Origin of the sequence: Kitasatospora sp. NPDC093550, from assembly GCF_044764985.1 — a bacterium.
Classification (GTDB): domain Bacteria; phylum Actinomycetota; class Actinomycetes; order Streptomycetales; family Streptomycetaceae; genus Kitasatospora.
On record NZ_JBIWJF010000001.1, the window covers coordinates 271,548 to 292,807 of the forward strand.

At 75.6% G+C, this 21,260-nt stretch carries 21 protein-coding genes and 1 pseudogene; 11 read left to right on the forward strand and 11 right to left on the reverse strand.

Annotated features, from left to right (window positions below; all coding sequences use genetic code 11):
* Positions 1-19: 19 nt before the first annotated feature.
* On the reverse strand, positions 20-613 hold the full coding sequence (locus ACIRD3_RS01155) for a TetR/AcrR family transcriptional regulator (RefSeq protein WP_402209672.1): 594 nt from the start codon (positions 611-613) through the stop codon (positions 20-22).
* A 247-nt stretch (positions 614-860) separates the two neighbouring features.
* Here ACIRD3_RS01155 and ACIRD3_RS01160 point away from each other — a divergent pair, with 247 nt between their 5' ends.
* A complete protein-coding gene (locus ACIRD3_RS01160; protein ID WP_402209675.1) occupies positions 861-1,589 on the forward strand; it encodes an SDR family oxidoreductase in 729 nt (242 codons plus the stop codon).
* Positions 1,590-1,681: 92 nt separating this feature from the next.
* On the opposite strand, the gene ACIRD3_RS01165 is transcribed toward ACIRD3_RS01160, so the two are convergent.
* Positions 1,682-3,217 carry a LuxR C-terminal-related transcriptional regulator gene (locus tag ACIRD3_RS01165; protein WP_402209678.1) on the reverse strand — a complete coding sequence of 512 codons (1,536 nt, stop codon included), beginning with the start codon at positions 3,215-3,217 and terminating at the stop codon, positions 1,682-1,684.
* A 148-nt stretch (positions 3,218-3,365) separates the two neighbouring features.
* Here ACIRD3_RS01165 and ACIRD3_RS01170 point away from each other — a divergent pair, with 148 nt between their 5' ends.
* From ACIRD3_RS01170 to ACIRD3_RS01190, 5 genes are all read left to right on the forward strand, one after another.
* The gene (locus ACIRD3_RS01170; RefSeq protein WP_402209681.1) at positions 3,366-4,292 is read left to right on the forward strand and encodes an NADP-dependent oxidoreductase; all 927 of its coding nucleotides are present in this window, start codon (positions 3,366-3,368) and stop codon (positions 4,290-4,292) included.
* Positions 4,293-4,495: 203 nt separating this feature from the next.
* Positions 4,496-5,287 (forward strand): SDR family NAD(P)-dependent oxidoreductase, encoded by a 792-nt coding sequence (locus tag ACIRD3_RS01175; protein ID WP_402209683.1) that lies wholly within the window; start codon positions 4,496-4,498, stop codon positions 5,285-5,287.
* A 121-nt stretch (positions 5,288-5,408) separates the two neighbouring features.
* Complete coding sequence (locus tag ACIRD3_RS01180; protein ID WP_402209686.1) at positions 5,409-5,981, forward strand: exonuclease domain-containing protein; 573 nt, start codon at positions 5,409-5,411, stop codon at positions 5,979-5,981.
* A gap of 69 nt (positions 5,982-6,050) precedes the next feature.
* A complete protein-coding gene (locus ACIRD3_RS01185; RefSeq protein ID WP_402210738.1) occupies positions 6,051-6,374 on the forward strand; it encodes a MerR family transcriptional regulator in 324 nt (107 codons plus the stop codon).
* A gap of 171 nt (positions 6,375-6,545) precedes the next feature.
* Positions 6,546-7,328 carry a GNAT family N-acetyltransferase gene (locus ACIRD3_RS01190; protein WP_402209689.1) on the forward strand — a complete coding sequence of 261 codons (783 nt, stop codon included), beginning with the start codon at positions 6,546-6,548 and terminating at the stop codon, positions 7,326-7,328.
* 39 nt (positions 7,329-7,367) lie between these two features.
* Here the strand turns inward: ACIRD3_RS01190 and ACIRD3_RS01195 are convergent, their stop codons facing one another.
* From ACIRD3_RS01195 to ACIRD3_RS01215, 5 genes are all read right to left on the reverse strand, one after another.
* Positions 7,368-7,892, reverse strand: a complete 525-nt coding sequence (locus ACIRD3_RS01195; protein ID WP_402209691.1) for a hypothetical protein — start codon at positions 7,890-7,892, stop codon at positions 7,368-7,370.
* Between the two features lie 60 nt (positions 7,893-7,952).
* Positions 7,953-8,624, reverse strand: a complete 672-nt coding sequence (locus ACIRD3_RS01200) for an ABC transporter ATP-binding protein (protein WP_402209694.1) — start codon at positions 8,622-8,624, stop codon at positions 7,953-7,955.
* Positions 8,624-9,385 (reverse strand): ABC transporter ATP-binding protein, encoded by a 762-nt coding sequence (locus ACIRD3_RS01205; RefSeq protein ID WP_402209697.1) that lies wholly within the window; start codon positions 9,383-9,385, stop codon positions 8,624-8,626. Before ACIRD3_RS01205 ends, ACIRD3_RS01200 begins: the two co-directional genes overlap by 1 nt.
* 309 nt (positions 9,386-9,694) lie before the next feature.
* Positions 9,695-11,779 (reverse strand): ABC transporter permease, encoded by a 2,085-nt coding sequence (locus ACIRD3_RS01210; protein ID WP_402209700.1) that lies wholly within the window; start codon positions 11,777-11,779, stop codon positions 9,695-9,697.
* Positions 11,780-11,785: 6 nt separating this feature from the next.
* Positions 11,786-12,373, reverse strand: coding sequence for a hypothetical protein (locus ACIRD3_RS01215; RefSeq protein ID WP_402209703.1), 588 nt, complete (start codon positions 12,371-12,373; stop codon positions 11,786-11,788).
* Between the two features lie 201 nt (positions 12,374-12,574).
* Here ACIRD3_RS01215 and ACIRD3_RS01220 point away from each other — a divergent pair, with 201 nt between their 5' ends.
* Both ACIRD3_RS01220 and ACIRD3_RS01225 read left to right on the forward strand, forming a co-directional pair.
* Complete coding sequence (locus ACIRD3_RS01220; protein ID WP_402209706.1) at positions 12,575-13,171, forward strand: hypothetical protein; 597 nt, start codon at positions 12,575-12,577, stop codon at positions 13,169-13,171.
* Entirely contained in the window at positions 13,162-14,640 is a 1,479-nt protein-coding gene (locus ACIRD3_RS01225; protein WP_402209709.1) for an ABC transporter substrate-binding protein, read from the forward strand. The genes ACIRD3_RS01220 and ACIRD3_RS01225 overlap by 10 nt, the downstream gene beginning before the upstream one ends.
* A gap of 55 nt (positions 14,641-14,695) precedes the next feature.
* Here ACIRD3_RS01225 and ACIRD3_RS01230 read toward each other — a convergent pair whose 3' ends face one another.
* The 4 genes from ACIRD3_RS01230 to ACIRD3_RS01245 form a co-directional block, all read right to left on the reverse strand.
* Positions 14,696-15,871, reverse strand: coding sequence for a PP2C family protein-serine/threonine phosphatase (locus ACIRD3_RS01230; RefSeq protein WP_402209712.1), 1,176 nt, complete (start codon positions 15,869-15,871; stop codon positions 14,696-14,698).
* 161 nt (positions 15,872-16,032) lie between these two features.
* Positions 16,033-16,455 carry a MarR family winged helix-turn-helix transcriptional regulator gene (locus tag ACIRD3_RS01235; protein WP_402209714.1) on the reverse strand — a complete coding sequence of 141 codons (423 nt, stop codon included), beginning with the start codon at positions 16,453-16,455 and terminating at the stop codon, positions 16,033-16,035.
* Between the two features lie 30 nt (positions 16,456-16,485).
* Entirely contained in the window at positions 16,486-17,850 is a 1,365-nt protein-coding gene (locus ACIRD3_RS01240; RefSeq protein ID WP_402209716.1) for a M48 family metalloprotease, read from the reverse strand.
* Positions 17,851-17,986: 136 nt separating this feature from the next.
* Entirely contained in the window at positions 17,987-18,934 is a 948-nt protein-coding gene (locus ACIRD3_RS01245; RefSeq protein WP_402209718.1) for a universal stress protein, read from the reverse strand.
* On the opposite strand from ACIRD3_RS01245, the pseudogene ACIRD3_RS01250 reads away from it, so the two are divergent.
* The 3 genes and pseudogenes from ACIRD3_RS01250 to ACIRD3_RS01260 form a co-directional block, all read left to right on the forward strand.
* Positions 18,866-19,219 (forward strand): annotated as a pseudogene (locus ACIRD3_RS01250) (hypothetical protein); the annotation flags it as partial. The gene ACIRD3_RS01245 and the pseudogene ACIRD3_RS01250 overlap by 69 nt on opposite strands.
* A gap of 38 nt (positions 19,220-19,257) precedes the next feature.
* Complete coding sequence (locus ACIRD3_RS01255; protein WP_402209721.1) at positions 19,258-20,415, forward strand: CapA family protein; 1,158 nt, start codon at positions 19,258-19,260, stop codon at positions 20,413-20,415.
* A 222-nt stretch (positions 20,416-20,637) separates the two neighbouring features.
* The gene (locus tag ACIRD3_RS01260; protein ID WP_402209723.1) at positions 20,638-21,216 is read left to right on the forward strand and encodes a class IV adenylate cyclase; all 579 of its coding nucleotides are present in this window, start codon (positions 20,638-20,640) and stop codon (positions 21,214-21,216) included.
* Positions 21,217-21,260 lie beyond the last annotated feature (44 nt).

The window sequence follows — 21,260 nt, forward strand, 5'->3', positions numbered from 1 at the left end:
CGGGTGGTGTCGAGGTGTCTCAGGCTCCGTCGCGGGTCAGCACGCCGAGCAGTTCCTCGACGAGCCGGTCGTCGAACTCCTGGCCGGTGGCGAGCAGTCGGTACCAGACGACGCCGAAGACGAGGTCGATGGCGGTGCCGACGGACAGGCCGGGCGGTAGTTCGCCGCGCAGCCGGGCGCGGTCGAGCAGGGTGCCGAGCGCCTCGCGGCGGGGCTGCAGGAAGGAGGCGCGGAACCGCTCGCCGAAGGCCGGGTCGACCTGGGCCTCCGCCATCAGGGCGCGCAGTCCGGCGGCGACCTCGGGGCGGCGGCCGAGCGCCATGCTGGCGCGCAGGAACGCCCGCAGATCGGCGGGGTGGCTGCCGGTGTCGGGGACGGGCACGTACAGGTCGGCCTTGGTGGCGAGCGCGTCCAGCAGCACGTCGGCCTTGCCGGGCCACCAGCGGTAGATGGTCTGCTTCCCGGTGCCCGAGCGGGTCGCGATCCCCTCGATGGTCAGGGCCGCGTAGCCGACCTCGCCGAGGAGCTGGAAGGCGGCGGTCAGGATCGCCAGCCGGCTCTCCTCGCTGCGCCTGCGGCCGGGGCGGGGGGATTCTGCTCGTTGCTCGGTCACGGCTGCCACGCTACCGTAATTCGAGACGAGACGTCGCGGTTCGAAATTGTGGGGCCGGCGTGAGGGCCCGTCATGGGCACTCCCACGTGGGCGGTTCGGCGCGGGCACTCCCACGCGGGCACTCCCACGTGCGCACTCCGACGTGGGCGGTTCGGCGTCGACGGTTTCGTCATGACACATCGGCATCGAGGTTCGACACAGGCTCCGGCACCGGGCCGGAAGTCCGTCATCGGGGAGATGAGAGCTCGTGAACAAGCACACCGCACTGGTCGTCGGCGGAACCTCCGGCATCGGGCTGGCCACCGCTCGCCGACTGCAGCGGCTCGGAGCGGACGTCCATGTCGTCGGTCGCGACGCGGCGAAGCTGGCGGCCCTGGCCGAATCCGACCCGGAGCTCACCGGCCACCGGGCCGACGGCGGCGAGCGGGCCGAGATCGCCGCGGTCGTCGAGGCGGTCGGGCGGCCCGGGGGGATCGACTGGCTGGTCGTCGCGCTCAGCGGCAGCGAGGGGCCCGGACCGATCGCCGACCTGGACCTGGACGTGCTGCGCCGCGCGTTCGACGCCAAGTTCTGGGGACACATCACCACCGTCCAGGCCGCCCTGCCGCACCTCGCGCCCACCGGATCGATCACCCTGATCGGCGCGACCACCGCCCGGTCCGGCATCCCGGGGACGGCCGGCATCGCGGCGATCAACGGCGCCGTTGAGGCCCTGGTCAAGCCGCTGGCGGCGGAGCTGGCGCCGGTCCGGGTCAACGGCGTCTCGCCGGGACTGGTGGACACGCCCTGGTGGAGCGGACTGCCCGAGGAGGCACGACGGGCCTACTTCGCCCAGGCCGCCGAGCGGCTGCCGGCCCGGCGGATCGCCACCGCCGAGGACATCGCCGAGGTCGTGGTGCTGGCCGCGACCAATGCGAACCTCACCGGCACCGTCATCGAGGCGGACGGCGGGGCGCGGCTGGTCAGCCTGGGCTGAGCGGCCCGGGCGGCGGATGGCGGATGGCGGGCGACGGGACGGGGCGGCCGGTGGCGCCGGGCCACGGGTGGCGCCGCGCGACGGGCGCGGGCTCAGGACGCCACGCGCAGGCCCATCGCCCCGCCCGGCATCCCGGCGCGGTGTGCCAGGGCCGCCGCCTCGCCGCGCGAGGCCACGCCCAACTTGGCCAGGATGTTGGCGACGTGGAACTTCACCGTCGACTCGCTGATGTGCAGCTCCGCCGCGATGTCCCGGTTGCGGCGGCCCCGGGCGAGCTGGTCGAGCACCTCCAGCTCCCGTGGCTGGAGGCCGTCCAGGGGGTCGGTGGCGAGGGCGGGCTCGGGGAGGGTGAGCGGCAGGTCGACCGTCACCGTCGTGCCCCAGCCGGAGACGGCCTCGACCGCGCAGCGGCCGCCGAGGGCGGCGACGCGATCGGCGGTGCGGTGGACGGTGAGCGCGTCGACGGCCAGCACGCCGAGGCCGTCGCCGCGCACTACCGCCCGCAGCGCGTCGTCCCGGGTGAACTGCCAACTCACGTGCAGCCGGGACGGCTTCTCCTGCTCCAGCATCAGCAGCACGGCCGCCCGGACGGCGTCGCGGACGGTGTGCGCGGCGTCCGCCGGCACGCTCCGGCCGGCCTCGGCCGGGGGCGCCGCGTCCAGCCGGACCCGGGTGTGGCGCAGCAGCGGGCGCAGCTCCCGGACGAGACGGGCGAAGGCGGCGTCGGCCGGCTCCTCGCTGAGCGTACGGTCCAGCTCGGCGCCGCGGCGCGGGTCGAGCAGGGCGGTGACGGCCAGCTCGGTGGCGCTGCGGCGCGCGGTCGCGTCGTCCAGGTCGGTCGAGCGCAGCGGCGCCAGGATCGCGCTCAGCGCCGCGCTGTGGGTGCCGGTGAACTCGGCGATCGCCCGGGCGCGGGCGTTGGCCGAGGCGCGGGAGGCCGCGGCGTACTTGGGTCCGGCGTCGGTGGCGCGGTGGTCGGAGTGGGCGACGACCAGCTCCCACAGCTGCTGCAGGACGGCGAGCGCACCGGGCGCCACCGGGTCGGCGTTCTCCCGGACGAGCACCAGCACGGCACCGTTGCCGGTCTGTGCGGTGCCGCCGACCGGTGCGGTGCCGGGGGTGCTGTCGTCGTCGGGGCCGGTGGTGGAGCCGGTGCCGTCGCTGGGGTCGGTGCTGTTGTCGGATTCGTTGCTGCCGACGGGGTCGGTGCTGCGGGCCGGGTCGGCCGCGACGACCACCACCGGCCGGGTACGGCCCGCGAGTTCGGCCTCGCCCTGCCAGGGCCGGCCGGCCGCGGTGGTCGCGGTGGTGCGCTCGGCCAGCCGGGACAGCTCCAGGCCGCTGACCCCCTCGGTCAGCTCGGGCAGGCCGTGGGCGTGGGTGGGGGAGTGGGTGCAGACGCCGCTGAGCTGGGCGACCGCCACGTGCGGGACGAGCGTGTGGAGCGTCCGGGAGAGGTGGATCAGGAGCTCCGGCCGCGGTGTGCGCAGCACCTCGACGGCCCGCGCCAGGGCGTCCTGCGGTCGGCCCCAGGACTCCCGCCACCTCTCGTCCGTGCCGCCCGTGCCGTTCGCGCCGCTCGTCCTGCTCACGCCGCTCGTCCCGTCCACGCCGTCCGCACCATCCATGTCGTCGAGCCTAGTCCGGACGCGACCGGATCCGCCTGGCCGTTCGGACAGGTCGGACTGGCCGAACGGCAGGGTCCCCGACCACGGCCCCCGGACCAGGATGGGACCCGTCGGAGGAGCCAACTCCACCCCAGTCCAAGGAGATTCCATGACCAAGGCGATCGCCTTCCACGAGTACGGCGACGCGGACGTGCTGCGTCCGATCGACCTCGAACTGCCCGTCCCCGGGCCCGGCCAGGTGCGGGTGGCGGTCCGTACGGTCGGCGTCAACCCGATCGACCACAAGGTGCGCAGCGGCGCCATGGTCGAGCTCTTCCCGGTCACCTTCCCGGCCGTGCCCGGCTACGAGGTCGCCGGCGTGGTGGAGGCCGTCGGCGAGGGCGTGAGCGGCTACGCACCCGGCGACGAGGTGTTCGGCGCCGTGATGGGCGGCGGCTACGCCGAACACGTGCTGGTGCCCGTCGCCGCGCTCGGCCACAAGCCGGCCTCGCTCGGCTGGGAGGAGGCCGCGGCACTCCCGGTCGCCGCCGAGACCGCCGAGCGGGCCCTGGGCGTCCTCGGCGTCCGGTCCGGCGAGACCCTGCTGGTGCACGGCGCGGCGGGCGGGGTCGGCACCGTGCTGCTGCAGTTCGCCCGGGCCCGCGGGATCACCGTGATCGGCACCGCGAGCGAGGCCAACCACGACCACCTGCGCGAGCTCGGCGCCGTCCCGGTCACGTACGGCGAGGGCCTCGCCGAGAGGGTGCGGGCGGCCGCGCCCGGCGGGGTGGACCGGGCGCTGGACGCGGCCGGACAGGGCGGGGTGCTGCCGCTCTCCATCGAGCTCACCGGCAGCACGGACCGGGTCCTGACCATCGCCGACTTCGTGGGCGCGCAGAAGTACGGCGTCCGCATCACCGCCGGCGCTGACACCGAACACGAGCACCAGCGCGCCTTCGCCACCGCGCTGGCCCTGCACGAGGCCGGCACCCTCCGACTGCCGCTGCACCGGGTGTTCCCGCTCGCGGAGGCGGCCGAGGCCCAGCGGCTCAGCGAGCACGGCCACCTGCGCGGCAAGATCGTGCTCACGGTCTGATCCGTGACCGGCGGCGCCCGCGCCGGCCGGCACCGGGCCGCTCGCCGGCGCCCCACTGCAACGGCCGTGGCCCGTAGGGTCGTTGCGGCGACTGTCGGTGCGCCCGCGGTGCGTCTTGCGGGCGCGCCGTCCGGTCGACGCGCCCACCGGTGGTCGGCGGCGGGAGACCGGCCTGCGGCCCGCCCGGTCGGTAGAGTCGCGCCATGGTGACGGAGAACGTGGCGGTAAGCGCCGCGGCCGGGCGGCTGGCCGGTCGGTCCTGTGTGGTGACGGGTGCGGCGAGCGGCATCGGACGGGCCGTCGCCGAACGGTTCGTCCGCGAGGGCGCGGCGGTGGTCGCCACCGACATCGACGCCGCCGGGCTGGACCGGCTGGCCACCCGATTCCCGGGCGCCGTCAGCACGGTGGTCGGCGACGTGGCCGACGACGGGGACGCCCGGCGGATGGTCGAGGCCGCCGTGGACCGGTCCGGCCGCCTGGACGTCCTGGTGGCCAACGCCGGGGTGATCCCGCTGATGGAGATCACCGAGGCCACCGCCGAGCAGTGGGACCAGGTGATGGCCGTGGACGGCCGCGGCATGTTCCTCACCTGCAAGTACGCGATCCAGGCGATGACCGCCCAGGAGCGGCCGGGCGGATCCGTCGTCTGCCTCTCCTCCATCTCCGGCGAGGCCGGCCAGCGCGGCCAGGCGGTGTACGGGCCCGCCAAGTTCGTGGCCTCCGGCCTCACCAAGCACCTCGCCGTCGAGTGGGCCGACCGCGGCATCCGGGTCAACGCCGTCGCCCCCGGCACCATCACCACCGAACGCGTCGCCCGCCTGCGTGACGAACCGGGCGGCCCCGAGTACCTCGCGGCGATCGAGAAGCTCCACCCGATGGGCCGCCTCGGCGACCCGGCCGAGGTCGCCGCCGCCGTCCTCTTCCTGGCCTCCGACGACGCCTCCTTCATCACCGGCGTCGTCCTGCCGGTCGACGGCGGGTACCTGGCGCAGTAGCGCGCGGGCGGCCGGGGAGGTGCGGCCCCGGGGGCGGACGCGCGGTCCGGGAGGCGGAGCCGCTCGCGGACCCGGCGAAAACCGGGTGACCCGCGCTGACGCCGTCCCTACGCTCGCTCCCATGAACGTCAAGGCGCAGCTGCTGAACGTGGTCGACGTGGAAGCGACCTGCTGGGACGGGCAGCCGCCGCCCGGCCAGGTGAGCGAGATCATCGAGATCGGGCTCACCGTCGTCGATCTGCGCGCGGGCGAGCGCCTCGCCAAGCACCGCCTGCTGGTCCGCCCGGCCCGTTCGGAGGTCAGCCCGTTCTGCACCGAGCTGACCGGGCTGACCCAGGCCGAGGTGGACGGCGGCCTCTCCTTCGCCGAGGCCTGCCGGGCGCTGGCCGCCGAGCACCGGACGGGCGCGCTGCCGTGGGCCAGTTGGGGCGACTACGACCGCAACCAGTTCACCCGCCAATGCCGCCAGACCGGCACCGCGTACCCCTTCGGCGAGCGCCACACCAATGCGAAGGTCGCCTTCACCGCCTCCTACGGCCTGCGACGACGCCCCGGCATGGCGCAGGCCCTGACGGTGGCCGGCCTCCCGTTGGAGGGCCGCCACCACCGCGGCGACGACGACGCGTGGAACATCGCGGCCCTGGTCCTGGACCTGGCCGAGCGCGGGGACTGGCCACGGGCGGGGCGCGCCTGAGAACAGCTGCTCCTGGGCGGGCCGTTCCCGCCTGGGCTGTTCCCGCGCGGGCTGTTGCTGGGCGGGCTGTTGCTGGGCGGGCTGGGCCTGGGTCACCCCGCGCGCTGCGCTCCTACGAGGAAGGGCCTGCTCGCCCCGGAGCGCCGCCCCAGCGGCTACCGCGGGTACGGCGAGCGGGACGCGGGCACCGTCCACGGCATCCGCACCCTCCTCGCGGCGGGGCTCAACAGCGCCGCGATCGCCGCGATCCTGCCCGGCCTGCCACTCCCGGGCGCCGCCCACCCGGACCGACCTGCCCCGAGCTGCTCGCGGGCCCCGCCCGGGAACGCGCCCGGACCGCCCGGAAGATGGAGGAACTCGCCACAGCCCGTGCCCTGGTGGACACCCTCATAGGCGCGGACGCGCCGAGCGAGCTGATCCGCGCCCCTCGGCCCCCCGGCCGGCTGCCCGATCGGCTGCCTGCTCGGTCGCCCGACGGGCTGCCCGGCCCGCGGTCCGAGCAGCCGGAGCGGGCCGTGCGGAAACCCGGTGGCGCGCCTTCCCGGCCCGTGCTGGAGTGAGCGGATGGATCATGACGAGGTACTCGCCCTGTTCGACGACCGGGTCCGGCGCAACGCGCACGCCGACGGCCCCGGTGCCCGCGTCGAGCACGACGGCGCCGTGGTACGGCACGTGGGCGCGGAGGACGACTGGAACGGCGTGCTCTGGTCCGATCTGGACGAGGCCGGGGCGGACGCCGCGATCGCGGCACAGGTGCGCCACTTCACCGGGCTGGGCCTGGAGTTCGAATGGAAGGTCTACTCCCACGACCGCCCCGCGGACCTCGGCGACCGGCTGCTGGCGGCCGGGTTCGAGGCCGAACCGGACGAGGCGCTGATGATCGCCCGGATCGCCGACCTGCCCACCGAGGTGGTCCTGCCCGAGGGCGTCCGACTGCACCCGGTGACCGACGAGGCCGGGGTGGACCTGATGGCGGAGGCCCACCAGCAGGCGTTCGGCACCGACTCGGCGCGGCTGCGCGGACGGTTGCTCGACCACCTCCGGCACGGCACCGACACGGTCCGGATGGTCGTCGCCCTGGCCGGCGACCGCCCGGTGTCGGCGGCCCGGATCGAACTGAACCCCGGCACCGGCTTCGCCGGCCTGTGGGGCGGCGGCACCGCCCCCGACTGGCGCGGCCGGGGCATCTACCGCGCCCTCGTCGCCCACCGCGCCCGCGTCGCCGCCGACCTCGGCTACCAGTACCTGCAGGTCGACGCGAGCGACGACAGCCGCCCCATCCTCCAGCGCCTCGGCTTCGCCCGGCTGAGCACGACGACGCCGTACGTGTACCGGCCCGGGGCCTGAGGCGCGGAGCCCGGGGCCTGACGGTCCCGGGCGGGGCCGTCAGGCCTTCGCCGGGTCCTCGCCGGGCCGGCCCGGCTCCCGCTCCCGCGCCAACTCCCGTGCCTTCTCGCGTTCCTGCTCCTCCAGCTCGTGCGGGGCGATGCCGGTGCCGGGCGGCCAGCGGTGGCCGGCCTCGTGCAAGCCCTGCAAGGCCATGAGGTCATTGCTCACCATCATCTGGGCCAGCCGGGCCGCCTCGGCGACCACGGCGGGCCAGCCCGGTGCGTCCAGGTAGACCTCGTCCGGGGCGTCGGCGCCGACCGCGTCCTGCACCAGGTCGTAGGCGGCCCCGAGACGCGCCATCAGCTCGACCTCCTCCTCGGTGCGCAGACTGAGTCCCAGCCAGGGAGCGGGCTCCCGCGCATCGCAGAAATCGTCGAAGAGCACGTGCACGACGTGGTCGAGGTCCTCGAGCCTCCCCGGGTCGAGCCACTCCTCCCGCTGCCAGGACGGGCTGGCCAGGGCCACCACCGCGGGGACGATGTGCAGGCGGTAGTACGGGAAGGCGATGCCGTGATCGATCACGCCCCGAGGGTACTCGGCGCGTGATCATCGGGGCAGACCTCTTCTGCTCGGGGGTGCTCCTCACCGGGTGATCGTGAGCCGCTCCGGGAGCGGCTCCCCGGGCTCGCCGGAGAAGACCACCTCGCCCCGGTGCAGCACGTGCACCGCCGCCGCCCCGGCGAGGGTGCGCGGCAGCGACTGCGCCGTGAGCACGACCGTACGGCCGTCGGCGGCGCCCGCGAGCAGGTGGGCGTGCAGCCGGGCGGCGACGGCGGGGGCCAGGCCGCGCTCGGGCTCGTCGAGCAGGAGGAGGCCGGGCCTCGCCGCCAACGCCCGTCCGATGGCGACCAGTTGCCGCTGACCGCCGGAGAGGCTGCCCGCCCGGCGGAGCAGCAGCGCGGCCAACTCCGGGAAGAGATCCAGCACTTCGCTCCGACCGGGGCCGCCGATGGCCAGATTCTCGGCGACGGTCAGCGATCCGAACACCCCGCGTTCGGCGGGGACCAGGGCCAGCCCCCGCCGTACCCGCCGGTGCACCGACAGCCCGCCGATGTCCCGGCCCCGCCAGAGCACCTGCCCGCCCGACAGCGGCACCACCCCGGCGAGGGCGTGCAGCGCGCTCGTCCGTCCGGCGCCGTTGCGGCCGAGCAGGACGGTGACGGCGGCGGAGGGGAAGGCGAGGTCGACCCCGTGCAGCGCCTCCAGCGGGCCGTACCGGACCCGGGCGGCGCGGAGGGCGGCTTCGACGGGCATCAGCGCACCGTCCCCCAGGCCCGGGTGACCCGGGGGTCGGCGAGGACGGCGGCGGTCGGGCCGCCGGCGACCATCCGGCCCTCGGCCATGGCGTAGACGGTGTCGGCGAGTTCGGCGACCAGCTCGGCGTCGTGCTCGACCAGCAGCAGTGCCATGCCGCGCTCGGCGAGGCCGCGCAGCACGGACACCAGGCGGGCGGTCTGCGCCGCGTCGAGCCCGGCCGCCGGCTCGTCCAGCAGCAGCACCCGGGGCTCGCCCGCCAGCGCCCGCGCCAGCTCGACCAGCCGCAGGACGCCGGTCGGCTGCGCCCCGGCGGGCTCGGCGGCGAGGTCCTGCAGCCCGAACAGGCGCAGCGCCCGGGCCGTCCGCTCCGCCACGGCCCGGGCCTCCACCCGGCCGCTCCGGCCGGACGGCCCGGGCGGCTGCTCGGCACCCACCCGGACGTTGTCGGCCACCGAGAGCGTGGGGAAGACGGCGATCTGCTGGAACGTCCGTGCCAGTCCGAGCCGCACCCGACGGTGCGCGGGCAGCCCGGTGACGTCCCGGCCGCCCAGCACCACCCGCCCGGCGTCCGGGCGGACCGTCCCGGCGAGGCAGTCGAACAGCGTGCTCTTGCCCGCCCCGTTCGGCCCGACCAAGGCCGTGATCCGCCCCGGCCGCGCCACCAGGTCCACCCCGCCGACGGCTTCGATCCCGCCGTACCGCCGGACGATGCCGCGGGCGGTGAGCCGGGCGGCGGGCCGGTCATGAGAGTTGCTCATGGGGGCTGCCCTCCGGTGTGACGGTCGCGATCCGGGTCGGGGAGGGTGCGGAGGGTGGTGGGGACGCCTCGGGCGGTGGGGACGGAGGGCGGGCATGAGCGTTGTTCATGGGAGGCCTCCATGAGAGTCGCTCATGTCGGGGCGGTGATGAGAGTCGCTCATGGGAGGGCGATGAGAGTTGCTCATGGGTCTGCGCCCGGCGACCGGTGAGCCGCCATGAGAGTTGCTCATGTGGGCTGTCGCCCGCAGGGCCATGAGCGTCACTCATGACGCCCCACCCGCCGGTCGGTGTCCTGCCATGAGAGTTGCTCATGACGGCGCCCCGTCCTCTCTCTCCAGCCGCGCCGCGATCACCGCCCGGACCCGGCGCCCCGCCGGACTGAGGCGCGAGGGTGGGAGCGGTGGGAGTGGCGGGGGAGGGCCGGGGCGGGGAAGGCGGAGGGCGGCGAGGCCGCCGGGGAGGCGGCCGATGGCGCCGGCGAGGACACCGACGGCGACGGCGGAGACACCGGCGACGGTGCCCGCGTCGAGGCCGATCAGGAGCGCCGCGGCCAGAACGGCGCCGAGGGCGCTGTCGGCACCGGCGACGACCACGGCGGCGAACCAGAGGAGTCCGCGGACCGGATCGAAGGCGGCGGGGTCGAAGGCGCGTCCGGCGAGGCCCATCAGCCCGCCGCCGAGGGCGGCCAGGGCCGCGCCCGCGACGAAGGCGAAGAGCTTGAGGCCCGGGACGTCCACCCCCGCCGCGACCGCGCCCGGTTCGTGGTCCCGCATGGCCGTCAGGGCGCGGCCGAGGCGGCCCCGGTGCAGGGCGCGGACCGCGAGCAGGCCGAGGCCGAGGAGCAGCAGTTCGGCGAGGTAGAAGGCGCGGTCGCCGGCCAGGAAGCCCGGGCGGTCGAGGAGGAGCCCGGTGGTGGCGTACGGCTGCTGGAAGACGAAGCGGCTCATCGCCGTCCCCACCGCGAAGGTGACCAGGGCGAGGGCGAGCCCGCGGCGGCGGATCGCGGGCCACCCGGTGAGCAGGCCGAGCGGGGCGGTGACGAGGACGGCGATCAGCAGCGAGGGCGCGGCGGGCAGCGGCGGGAGACCGGGGCCGCGGCCGGACATCAGCAGTGCGGTGCCGAGCGCGCCGAGGCCCGCGTACCCGGCCTGGCCGAGCGAGATCTGCCCGCCGTAGCCGGTGACCACGACGATCGAGAGGAGGACGAGCGCCAGCGCGGGGACGAGCAGGGCGCTGCGCAGGTCGTTGCCCCGGAAGCCGAGCGGCAGCAGGAGCAGCACCAGGCAGACCGCCCCCGCCAGCCGTCCGCCCCCACCCTGCGGACGTCCCCCGATCTCCGGACGTCCCCCACCGTCCGCACGGCCGGTGCCTCGCGCACGACCGACGTCTCGCGTACGGCCGGTGCCTCGCGTACGGCCGACGGCCAGCGGCGCGGCCTCGGCCCGTTCCCCGCTGATGCGCGGCCCCGCCAGCAGGGCGGTGGCCAGCAGCGCGACCACGAACAGGTTGGACTGCACCGCCTCGACCAGCGGCAGCAGTTGCCCGGACGGACGCAGCCGGGTGAGTTCGGCCTGCGCGATGCCGAGGCCGAGTCCGGTGGCGACGGCGACCGGGATGCTGCGCAGCCGGGCGGCGACCGCGACCGCCATGGTCTCCATCACCAGCAGCGGCAGCCCGTACGGATCGAGCAGCAGGTACGGGGCGAGGGTGATGCCGACGAGGCCGGCGGTGAAGGTGCCGAAGGCCCAGCCGGCGGCGGAGACCCGGTCGGCGTCGACCCCGGTGAGGGCGGCGAGGCGTCGGTCGTCGACGACGGCGCGCAGCCGGAGGCCGAAACGGGTCCACCGGGTGGTGGCGAGGACGGTGAGGCCGAGGACGAGGATGGCGGCGAGCTGGGCGACGGTGTCGGGCCGCAGCCGGTGCCCGCCGGGCAGGTGGATCGGGGCGCCGCCGAGCGGGGAGGGCGCGCCGGCCAGCGGCGCCGCGCCCCACAGCAGCACGGTCACCCCGATGAGCAGCACGAACACGCCGAGCCCGGCGACCATGGTCTCGGCCGGTCCGGCGCCGCGCCGTTGCAGCGGGCGGTAGACCAGGACGTCGAGCAGCACGCCCAGCGCGGGGGCGACGACCAGCAGGCAGCAGGCGACGGCGGGCCAGACCGGCCAGTGCCGGACCACCACGAGGTCGCGCAGCAGGTAGGCGACGGCCATGGCCTGGGCGCCCTGGGCGATGTTGAGCACCCCGGTGGCGCGGTGGCAGACGACCAGCCCGATGCCGCTGAGCGCGGCGGCGCTGCCGACGGTGAGCCCGGCGAGGGCGAGGTCGACGGTGAGGCCGAAGGAGTCGGGCGCGGCGGCGAGCGGGGCTGCGGTGAGCAGGGTGGCGGCGGGCACGGGCGGTCAGCCGGTGGGCGGGGCGGGTTCGCCCGGACGGGTGGCGGGGGAGGGGCCCGCCGGGGGCGGCGAGCAGAGCGGGCAGGGCGTCAGGCCCCGGGCCCGTACGGTGTCCGCGTCCACCGGACCGGCCCGCGCCTTGCCGGTGATCAGCGGGCAGTCCGGGCGGTGGTAGCGGGTGCCCTCGGGGACGGCCAGCCACCCCTCGACCCGCGGGCCGCCCGGCTCCGGCGCGCCCCGGTCGGCCTCGGACGGCTTTCCCGGCGGCTCCCCCGGTGGCTCCCCCTCCGGTTCGACCAGCAGCGTGTACAGCCGTTGCACCCGCTGGTCCGTCAGGTCCGGGCGCACCGGCGGGGACGGCGGCCGGAGGGCGACCAGGAGGACCCCGGCCACGATCAGCGCCGCGCCCGGGACGGTGGAGGAGGCCAGATAGGGGATCTGCTGCTCGACGAAGCGCTCTCCGGAGACCCCGTACCAGCCGAGCACGCTCAGCACGGCCCCGACGGCGACGAGCAGCCAGCCGGCCCACTCCCGCGCACCACGAGCCGCCCCGCCCCGGAACGCCCCGCCCCGGAACGCCCCGCCCCGGAACACACCGCCCTGGAACGCGCCACGAACCGCCCCGGCCCGGAAGGAGGAACGCTTTGGGGCGTTACGGGTGATTTCTGGGTCAGATTGCGATTCGTCCATGGATCCGCCTTCATGGTGTCACTTGAGACGTTTCCAGGATCGGCCTGGAACAGCATCCGGGACACCGTGCGACCGGCCCGGGCGGCGCAGTCGAGAGGGAACACCATGCACGTGACGCGAAGCGGCACCCCCACGGGCGGACGCCGGGCCCAGCGGACGGCGAGCGCGCTGCTCGTCCTGGTACTGGCGGGCACGGCGGCCGCGTGCAGCAGCGGCAAGTCCAGCTCTTCGGCCTCTTCCCCGGCGAGCGCGAGCGCGAGCAGTAGCCCGACCGCCGGCGCGACCGTCAGCCCCAGCCCGAGCGCAGGGGCGACCGCGAGCGGCACCGCCCCCGCCGATCCGGTGGCCGCCAAGACGGAGATCACCGCCAACTGGGAGAAGTTCTTCGCCCCCGACACCCCGATCCCCGACAAGGCCAAGCTGCTCCAGGGCGGCGACGAGCTGCTCCCGGTGCTGCAGGGGTTCTCGCAGGACCCGCGGGTCGGCCAGGTGCAGGCGAAGGTCTCCGACGTCGCGTTCACGGACGCGTCCGACGCGACCGTCACCTACTCGCTGTCGCTCCAGGGCACCGTGGTCGAGCCGAGCGCGTCGGGCCAGTCCGTCCTGGAGAACGGCACCTGGAAGGTGTCCCGCTCGACCCTGTGCGGTCTGCTGACCCAGGCCGGTGGCGCCAGCGGCACCCCGATCCCCGGATGCAGCTGACCACCCGCTCGCGCTGCCGGGCCGTCGTCGCGTTCGCGCGGCGGCGGCCCGGTCGCGTCGTGGCGGCGGTGCTCGCGGTCCTCCCGCTCCTCGTGCCGGTGGCCGGCTGCGGCACCCGGCTGCCCGACGACGCCTTCACCGCCCGCGCCACCCGTACCCCCGGAACGACCGGAACGACCGGCACCGGCGGAACGGCCAGCACCGGCGGAACCACCGGAACCACCGGAACCACCGGGAGCACCGGGAGCACCAACCCCGCCTCCGACACCGGCGTGACCCCCGGCGAGATCAGGATCGGCATCGTCACCTCCCTCACCAGCCCGGTCGGCAGCGAGGTGTTCAGCGGCCCCCGGTACGGCGCCCAGGCCTTCTTCCAGGCCCTGAACGACCGCGGCGGCCTGCACGGGCGCACCGTCCGGGTGGTGACCTGCGACGACGGCGGCAGCGGCGTCGGCAACCAGGACTGCGTGCACCGGCTGATCGACCAGGCGCACGTCTTCGCCTTCGTCAGTGGCAGCGTCCTCGACTACGCGGGCGCCCCGTACGTGAGCGGCAAGGCGGTGCCGGACGTCGGCGGCCAGCCGATCGGCACGGCCTACGACCGCTGGCCGCACCTGTACGGGATCTACGGCAGCGGCGCCCCGCGCGACGGCCGGTCGGTCGGCTGGAACGGGACGCTCTACCAGAGCACCGAGGTGTTCCGTTTCTTCAAGCAGCGCCTGGGCGCGACCAGCGCCGCCGTCGTCGCGTACAACCAGGCCGACTCGGCCCGCTACGCCGGGCAGCTGAAGTCGGGGCTGGAGGCGGAGGGCTACCGGGTGCTGCTCCAGACGGTGGACTTCGCGCTGCCGAACTTCCAGGCGGTGGCCGCGGCCGTGCGCGCCGACGGCTCGCAGCTGCTGTTCGACGCCATGGACACCCGGGGCAACGCGGCGCTCTGCCGGGCGCTGGACGAGTCCGGGGTGACGGTCGCGGCGAAGGTGACCAACGTGCAGAACTGGTCGGAGTCGGTGCGCGGCGACTACCAGTCCTCGCCGAACTGCCGCAACGCGCTCTGGGCGACCTCGTCGAGCCTGAACTACGAGGACGAGCAGTACCCGGAGGTGCGCGACTTCCGGACCGCGATGGCCCGCTACTACCCGGACCGGGCCGGGCTGCTGTCCGCCTGGGAGCTGGAGGGCTGGGCCGGCGCGCAGTGGCTGACCGACGCGCTGGACTCCTGCGGCGGCGCGCCGACCCGCTCCTGCGTCGAGGCGTTCATGAACCGGGCCGAGCCCTATGACGCGCACGGCCTGATCCTGCCCGCCTCCTTCGTCCCGCAGCCGCCGCCGACCGGCCCGACCCGCGCCTGCCTGAACGCCGCCCGCTGGCAGGACTCGGCACAGGGCGGCAAGGGCGGCTGGGTCACCCAGGTGCCGTCGATGACGACGAACTGCTTCGACGTGCCGCAGCTGCCCTACAAGCCGTAGCCGGAACGCTCGTCCCCGGGGCACTCGTCCCCGGGACGACTCGTAGCCGGGACCGTCACTCCGGGAGCCGTTCGACCAGGACCATGGCCGCGTCGTCGTCCAGCCGGCCGCCGACGTGGGCGAGCAGGTCGTGGCGCAGGCGGTTCAGCAGGGCGGCGGGGCGGTCGGCGCGCCAGGCGGTGAGGCGTTCGGTGAGCGGGTAGAAGCGGCGCTGGGCGTCCCGGGCCTCGATGACGCCGTCGGTGTAGATCAGCAGCCGGTCGCCGGGGCGGAACGGGAAGGTCTCCACCTCGTACCGCACCGGCGCGAGCTCGCCGAGGCCCAGGGGAGGGGCGGGGTGACGGGCGGCCAGGGTGGTGATGCCCTCGGGGCGCAGCAGCAGCGGGGGCGGGTGGCCGCAGTCGATCAGACGCACCGGCGAGCCGTCGTCGGGAATGTCGAGCAGCACAGCGGTGATGAAGGACTCCCCGGCTTCGCCGGTCTCCTCGGGCACCTCCTCGGGCGGGAGGCGGGGAAAGGCGAGCGATGACGGCCCGGAGAGGCCGGAGCGCCCGGGGAGGCCCGGACGTCCGGGCAGCCGGGACTGCCGCGCCTGGCGGGACTGCTCGGCGAGCTGGGCGAAGTCCCAGCTGACGCTGCCGTCCAGGTAGGCGGCCAGGTCGGGCAGCTCGGCGTGCAGGTGGGCGGCGGCGCGGAAGGCGCCGAGCAGCAGGGCCGCGTCGCCCAGCGAGGACAGGCCCTTGCCGCGCACGTCCCCGACCAGCAGCCGGGTTCCGGTGGCGGTGCGGGCGGCCGCGTACAGGTCGCCGCCGACCTGGGCCTCGTCGTCGGCGGCCAGGTAGACCGAGGCCAGGTGCAGCGGACCGATCCGCTCCGGCAGGGGGCGCAGCAGGACCCGCTGGGCGGCTTCGGACACCGACCGGACCCGGGCCAGCTCGCGTTCGTGCCGCTCGCGCAGCACCCGCAGGCCGATGATCAGCACGGAGACGACGAACTGCGCGGCCAGCTGGCTCTCGATGTTGGCGCTGGTCAGGCTGTCGCGGACGGCGCCGATGACCGCCAGCGCGGCGAACGCGATCAGGGCGACGGTGGCGGTGGCCCGGGGCCCGGCGAAGGAGGCGGTGAGCGCGGGGGCGACGATCAGCAGCGGACCGAGGTGGATGTCGGGCGGGGACACGAGGTCGATCACGGTGATCAGCACGATCAGCGCGAGCGTCAACGCCGTCAGCACCCGGCCGTCGGGTCGCCAGGCGCGGCGGCGGCCGGGGGGATGCGGCGGGTGAGCCGGGTACGGCGCATCGGGACGCTGCCGGAGGGGCACCTCTCCTCTGTACACCGTGGGGGCGGCGGGGCGCACCCCGAGACCGGACCCCCGCCGGTCGTCCGTCCGGGTCAGCCCTCTTCGCCGTAGCGGGCCAGGTAGGCGGCGAAGCGGGCGACGTCCTCGTCGGACCAGTCGGTGAAGCGCGCGGTGAAGGCCAGGCGGCGCTGTTCGTTGGCGTCCCGCAGCAGGGTCAGTCCGGCCTCGGTGGCGCGCAGGATCTGGCCGCGCTGGTCGTCCGGGTCGGCCTCGCGGGCCAGCAGCCCGAGTTTCTCCAGGGCGGTGACCTGGCGGCTGACGGTGGACTTGTCGAGCATGAAGTGCGCGGCCACGTCGGCGGCCCGGCAGCCGCCGCGCTCGGTGATCAGGTCGAGGATGCTGTACGTGACCAGGGAGAGGTCGGGGTGCAGCTGGGAGGCCTTGTGCCGGGCACGGCGGGCGAAGGCGGTCAGCTCGCGCTGGATGGTGTCGATGGACGACTGGCGGCCGGGCACGGCGTTCCTACCTCCTCGATATTTGTTGCACTATACAACGGATTCGCCCGGAGTCCCGCGCTGCTCCGGGGCCGGTGGCTCCGGTGGCTCCGATGCCGCCGGTGCGCCTCCGGCAGCCCGCGTGCCTCCTGGGAGCTGCGTGGTCCGAGCGGCCTGCCAGGCCCGCGCGGCGGCGATCCGGCGGGTCGCACTCGGGTGAGTGGCGAACAGTAGCTCAAGCAGCCTCGGCGGGTCGACATCGGACACGTTCGCCAGAGCAAGTCTGCGCTGCATGGCCACGAACTGCTCGGCGTCACCGGTCAGTTCGAGTGCGTGCCGGTCCGCCCTGGCCTCGATCCGGCGGCTCACCGCGCACTGGGCCGGCCCCGACAGCGCACCCAGCAGCGCCGCGAGCGCCGCCAGCAGCGGCAGCGCCCGGGGGTCCGCCGCGTCCGTCGCCCCGGCGGCGTCCAGCAGCGGCCGCCAGGTGCCCAGCAGGCCGAGCACGGCCACCGCGACGGCCGCCCCGACCGCGCCCAGCGCCGTACCGACCGGCACGTCCCGGTGCTTCACGTGGCCCAGCTCGTGCGCGACCACCAGCTCCACCTCGCGCGGCTCGGCCGTGGTCAGCAGCGTGTCGTACGCGACGATCCGGCGGGTCGCGCCGAACCCGGAGACGTACGCGTTGAGCGCCGTCGTCCGGCGGGAGGCGTCCGCCACCAGGACGTCCCGCACCCGGACACCGTCCCGCTCGGCCAGCTCCAGCAGCGCGCCGCGCAGCGGGCCCGGCTCCATCGGGGTGAAGCGGTTGAACACCGGTTCGATCAGCAGCGGGTGGAGGAAGGAGAGGGCGACCGTGAGCAGCGCGGCCGCGCCCGCCGCCGGCAGCCACCAGCGCTGCGGCGACCGGGCGGTCAGCGCGAACAGTCCGAGGGCGAGCGGGAGGACGAGGACGAGGGTGAGCGCGAGGCCGCGCAGTGCGTCCAGCGCCCAGCCGGCCCAGCCCTGCGTCACCAGCCCGAACCGGGCCCGGACGGTCCGCACCCCGGCCCCGAACGGCAGCTGCAGCACCTGGCCGAGGACCACCAGGGCCGCCGCGCCGGCCAGGACGTCGGCGGTGCGGGAGCCGCCGAGCCGGTCGCCGGTGGCGGTGACCAGGGCGGCGCCGGCCGGGGTGAGGCCGAGCACCAGGGTCAGCGCCAGGCCCGCCAGCCGGCCGCCGAGCGCCCAGGGCAGCTGGGCGCGGCGCAGTTCGCGGCCCCGGGCGCGCTCGGCGGGGGTGAAGTCGGGGGCGGGGCCGGGGGTGAAGTCGGGCGTCGGGCCGGGGGTGGAGCCAGGCGTCGGGCCGGCGGCCGGGTCGGCGATCGGGGCGCGGCTCGGGTCCGGGGTGGGCCGGGGGTCCGGGGTGGTGTCCATGGGCGGGATGCGGTTCCTCCGGTCGGGCGGCTCTTCCGGTCGGGTGCGGCGGTCCAGCATGGCGTACCCGGACGGGTGGTGCGCACTCCTCCGCGGGAGCCGCTCACTCCTCCGTGCCTCTCCCGGGTGGGGGCGTTCACTCCTCCGTGGCGCCGGTGGCGCCGTGGACACCGGCGCGCAGCAGCTGGTGGCCGAGGTCCACCAGGGCCCGGCCGACGGCGAACTCGTCGCCGACCTGCGGGGCCGGGGTGTCGCGCGGGTTGCGGCGGGAGCGGGCGTCGCTGTGCAGCACGGTGCCGTCCGCGTCCAGGACGGCGTGTACCCGGGTGGTGTCGCGGTCCTCGACCACGTGCAGGCTGAGCTGCCAGTCCTTGGTGCGGACGGTCCCTTCCGCCGCCCCGCCCTCCCCGGCCGCCGGTGCCGTCGCCGAGGCATCCGCCGTCGCCGCCTTCCCCGGCGCTACGGTGGCCGCCCCGTCCGAACGGACGATCACCACCGGACAGCTCCCGTGCACCGCGCAGCGGGCGCTGACCGAGCCGAGCAGCGTGCGGGCGAAGGTGCCGCGGCCGCGACTGCCCAGCACCAGAAGATCGGCGCCCTCGGCCGCCTCCAGCAGTACCTCGGCGGCATGGCCGAGCACCAGGCTCTCCCGGACCTCCACCCGGCGCTCCGGGCCGAGGACCTCGTTGATCTCCGCGCTCAGCGTGCGGCGGGCGGTCCGCTCGAACCCGTCGTCCACCATCGGCGCGAACCAGCCGTACAGCGACGGGTACTCCCAGGCCGCCACCGCGTGCACCGTCGCCCCGGTCAGAGTGGCCTGTCCGACCGCCCAGCGCAGGGCGGCCTCGGACGGGCCGGAGCCGTCGATGCCGACCACGATCCGGCGTTCCGGGGCGCGGCCTTCCGGGGCGAGGCGTTCCGGGGCGCGGTGTTCGGGGGCGGGTGAGGGCCCGCCGCCGCCCGGCTCGCCACCCGGCGACCCACCCGGCGACCCACCCGGTTCCCCACCCGGCCCACCGACCGGCCCACCGACCGGCCCACCGACCGGCCCACCGACCGGCCCGCCGCCCGCGTTGCTGCTCATCACGTCACACCTCCGGACCTCCCGGACCTGCGGACCTCTGGTGCGGGACCGCTTTCCCCCGCTTTCCTCCGCTTCCCTCCGAGGGACCGGACCGGTTCACTCCGCGCACCGCCGCACCTCCCGTACCACCACGCTGCGCGCCCTCCCGGCCGCGGCGCCAGGGACACGGTGGCCCGCCCGGGCGGGGCGATTGGGACGGGCGGGCCAGGGGTGGATCCGCCGGTGCCCTTTTGTGGCCGGAACGTTGCGGGTCCGGGCTCAAATGGTGGTGATTCGGTGGCGTAGGCTGACCGCTCTTGCTTCGTCCTCGGGGGGAACCACTCATGCGCCGTGCCGCGGCCGCCGTCGCGCTGTTCGTCGGGCTGACCGCCGTCGCCGCCTGCGGGCCGGACGACCCCGATCCGGCCCCGGCCGGTGCCGCGGCCGCCCCGAAGTCCGCCGACCCGACCCCGGGCGCCCCGGCCTCCGGCACCGCCCCCTCCGGCGCGGCCCCGAGCAAGAACGCCGCACCCCGGCCCGACGGCACCATCACCGTCGCCTTCGCCGGGGACGTCCACTTCGAGGGCCGCACCGAGGCCCGGCTGGCCGTCCAGCCGCCGGAGCCGGCACTCGGCCCGATCTCCCGGACCCTGGCCGACGCCGACCTGTCCGTCCTCAACCTGGAGACCGCGATCACCAGGCGCGGCGCCCCGGAGCCCAAGACCTACACCTTCCGCACCTCGCCCAAGGCGCTCTCGGTGCTCAAGGACTCGGGCGTCGACGTCGTCTCGATGGCCAACAACCACGCCGTGGACTTCGGCTCCGACGGTCTGGCCGACACCCTGGCCGCCAAGGACTCCTCCCCGATCCCGGTGGTCGGCGTCGGCCACAACGCCAAGGAGGCGTACGCGCCGTACGTCACCACCGTGCGCGGGGTGAAGGTCGCGGTGGTCGCCGCCAGCCAGGTCGAGGACATCACCAACCAGAAGTGGCGGGCCGGCGCGAACAAGCCGGGCATAGCCTCCGCCCTGGACGTCTCGGCGCTGGTCAAGGCGGTGGAGACGGCCAAGCAGCAGGCCCCGGTGGTGCTCGTCTACCTGCACTGGGGCGAGGAGGGCAAGGCCTGCCCGACCTCGGCGCAGACCGCCGTCGCCAAGAAGCTGGCCACCGCCGGCGCCACCGCCGTGGTCGGCACCCACGCGCACACCATGGTCGGCTCGGGCATGCTCGGCAACACCTACGTCGGCTACGGCTTCGGCAACTTCCTCTGGTACGGCACCTCCAACTACGCGAACTCCAACGAGACCGGCGTCACCACCCTCACGCTCACCGCCGACGGCAAGGTGACGGGCGAGTCCTTCGCCCCGGCGACCATCGACGACAAGGGCATCCCGGAGCCGGTCACCGGTGCCGCCGCCGAGGCCGCGCTCAAGCGCCGCGACGGCCTGCGGGGCTGCACGGGACTCTCGCCGGCACCGCAGGCCCCGGCCCCGTCGCACTGAGCCGCAGCTCCCTCACGCCGAGAGGCGGCCTCGTCGCGCCGAGCGCGTGCGGAACTGATGACCGATCGGCTCGCGCCGCACACCGTCGGTGCCCCGTCGGTGCGGGGCAGGGGCCGGGCACCTTGACGCGGAAGGTCGCGACGGCTTCGACTGGATCCACCACCGCCCGGCGCAGCAGGAGCCCCGCCGCGCGGTCGGGCCGACACGGGTGGAGGCAGCGCGATGATCGAGGCGGAACTCAAGGCGCGGGTCCGCGACCCCGGCGCCCTGCTGCGCCGGCTGGAAGCCGCCCACGGCCCCGGTCGGCCCGAGGTCTACCGCGACACCTACTACGACCTGCCCGACGGCAGCCTCCTCGGCGGCGACCGCGAACTGCGCATCCGTGAGATCACCTCCCACGACGGGACCCGCCGCACCCTGCTCACCCACAAGGCCCCCCGCGTCGACGACGCCTCCGGCTCCAAGCCCGAGCACGAGACCGCCGTCGCGGACGCCGAGGCCACCGACGCCATCCTCCGCGGCCTCGGGTACCGCGCCCGGCTCGCCTACCGCAAACACTGCCGCAGCTACGCCTGGGACCGGAACGGCCGCCGCTTCCTCGCCACCCTCGTCCGGGTGCCGCAGCTGGCGGGGGTGTTCCTGGAGGTGGAGACGGCGGCCGAGGACACGGCCGACCTGGCACCGGCGCTCGCCGCCGTGCGCGCGGCGCTGGGTGAACTCGGCATCGACGGCGAGGACCTGACGAGCGAGCTGTACACGGACGCCGTCCTGCGGGCGGGTGGCGCGGACGGTCGCGAGTAGTCGACGCGACGGAAGGGCGGAGGCGCGGAGGTCGGCGGGGCCGA